Raw genomic sequence first — 2,228 nt, 5'->3', positions numbered from 1 at the left:
ATTAAATAAAGATAAACATGAGGAACAGATACAGTGATGCGTAAATAATTGATGAAAAGAAGATGTTTTAGATATAGAGGATAAACAGATCAAACAGACATCCTGTTGAGCTTCTGAATGGTTTTGATACATCCCTTCATCGCCTTTGAATAATGGTTATCTATTAATAATATTCTTCCATCCTCATATCCTATTTTTCTTCCTACTCTTCCCGCAATCTGTATCAATGTTCTTTCATCAAATATACGATCTCCTGCTTCTAATACAATCACCTGTACATCTTCTATTGTGATTCCTCTTTCTAATATCGTTGTGGTGATTAAGACATCTAATAATCCTTCTTTAAAATCCTTTGTATATTCATTTAAATAAAGAGACTCAGAACTTACACCCTGTACTTTATATGTATCCTTTAATAAGTCTGCATAGTATTGTGCGTCACTTTTCCTAGGTACATATACTAATACTTTTTGGTGTGTTTCTAATAGTTTCTTAATCCAGTATTTCAAGGATATGAGCCACAAAAATTGAGGAATGATATAAATATGAGGAACAGGCAGATCATGACCATGGTAGCGTCGATTCATGATCATGACACATTCATCATGAATATCTTCCTCAAGTAATGTAGCGGATAATTTAATATACCTTTTAGAGGCATGATAAAAGATTGAGTTCAATACATCATCTCCATAAAAAGGAAAGGCATCTGCTTCATCCATAATAATTAAATCAAAAGGAGAAGATACAAATCGATAGAGCTGATGAGTTGTACAAATGATTAAGGGGGCATCACTATTCTCTTGATAGCCCCCATATAGAAGACCAATGGTTAAGTGAGGAAAATCCTTCTGAATTCTTTCATGTAATTCTATACACAATTGTCTTCTAGGGATTGTGAAGCATACTCGTCCACCATTTTCAATCACATGCTTGATGATTGCATAAGAAATTTCTGTTTTACCAGAGCCACATACGGCAAGGACAATAGAATTCGTGGCATTCTCATAATTCGTGATAAGTTGATCAGAGATGAACTGCTGGCGGGATGATAATCTAAAAGAAAGATGATAGGACGCATCAGTCATTATTAAAGGAGTCTTATGTATTGGATAAACTTCATCTAAATAAATACGTCCAAATGTTATGCACTTTCTACAATAAGGTCTCTTATTGATATAGCTAATGTAGTTTTCATCCTCATTGCCACATATAGGACACTTCACAATCACCACCTCCTTTGGCCCTCTACTAACCTATACATCTAGAAGATGGTTTTTTTCTCAAAAAAAGTTAAATTTTTTTCAAAAAAACTATGAGCATCACTCATAGTCACATATATTGACTTCAAATTTGTTGTAAACTATAATAGAAACGAAAGATGGAACAACCAGTAAGCGGTTGTCCTTGGATTTATTTTTGGTAAGTAACTACCTCAAACTTTTCCTAGGAGCGAGGTAGTTACTTTTTTTCGTTCTTATCAATAATGATAAGAAGTACTCTAACAACAAGTGTCAATAAAGATATGATCAGTGTCAAACACGTTAACATAATCATGATTATTTCATACGTTGTCATCAGGCATCACCTCCGTTTTCAACTTAAGAGAAGAATCACGAAGGGTTGCGTACCTTCGTCATAACGACCAAAGATAACCACCTACCGTATACGGTTGTTCCATGCACAAATTATATCATAGGATTCTATCTACCAGGATAAGTAATCAATTATCACAATTTCATAATAAATCTTAATTTATTGGTAGAAATACAACACACAAATAACCTCTAGGCTATTCGCCCAGAGGTTGTTTTCATGCTTAAGTTTTGTGAATGAAGATGTTAGTCTTCTACCTTTAAATCATATTCTCTAATAAGTCTACGGGCAATCATCTTATTCACATGAGTCCTCTTAATAGTGATAGTGCGTTCACTATTAGAGTAAATACAATGGTCCCCTTTTGCATGTCTAAGGAAGCGATAACCATTGTTTTCTAGTATTCTTTTGAACTCTATGATTGAGTAAGTTCTTGCTTTCATGGTCTTTCCTTCTTGTCTATCTCCATTCTACCACAGTTATAATATTTAATGATTATTTTTCATATAACGACATAATTAATCATAATTTAATACGAATACTAAATTTTAATTATTTTTTAATATTTTTATATCCCCCCTCACGCTTCGCCTTTTACACCCGTCAAAGGAGAAATAGGGGGTTCATCCGAA

The 2,228-nt window shown here is 33.4% G+C and carries 3 protein-coding genes; all 3 read right to left on the bottom strand.

The genetic code is table 11. From position 1 onward, the window contains the following. Positions 1 to 89: 89 nt before the first annotated feature. The 3 genes from ACT8VG_RS10430 to ACT8VG_RS10420 all read right to left on the bottom strand — a co-directional run bounded on the left by ACT8VG_RS10430 (position 90) and on the right by ACT8VG_RS10420 (position 2,039). Positions 90 to 1,226, bottom strand: coding sequence for a DEAD/DEAH box helicase (locus ACT8VG_RS10430; protein WP_444195832.1), 1,137 nt, complete (start codon positions 1,224 to 1,226; stop codon positions 90 to 92). A gap of 235 nt (positions 1,227 to 1,461) precedes the next feature. Then, positions 1,462 to 1,578 (bottom strand): putative holin-like toxin, encoded by a 117-nt coding sequence (locus tag ACT8VG_RS10425; RefSeq protein ID WP_226793480.1) that lies wholly within the window; start codon positions 1,576 to 1,578, stop codon positions 1,462 to 1,464. Positions 1,579 to 1,841: 263 nt separating this feature from the next. Further along, positions 1,842 to 2,039, bottom strand: a complete 198-nt coding sequence (locus ACT8VG_RS10420) for a type II toxin-antitoxin system HicA family toxin (RefSeq protein ID WP_444195831.1) — start codon at positions 2,037 to 2,039, stop codon at positions 1,842 to 1,844. Positions 2,040 to 2,228 lie beyond the last annotated feature (189 nt).

Source organism: Catenibacterium sp. (genome assembly GCF_052354645.1).
Taxonomy (GTDB): Bacteria; Bacillota_I; Bacilli_A; order Erysipelotrichales; family Coprobacillaceae; genus Catenibacterium; species Catenibacterium mitsuoka_A.
Note: the sequence above shows the minus strand (reverse complement) of the source record. Positions and strands in the feature narration are given on the sequence as shown.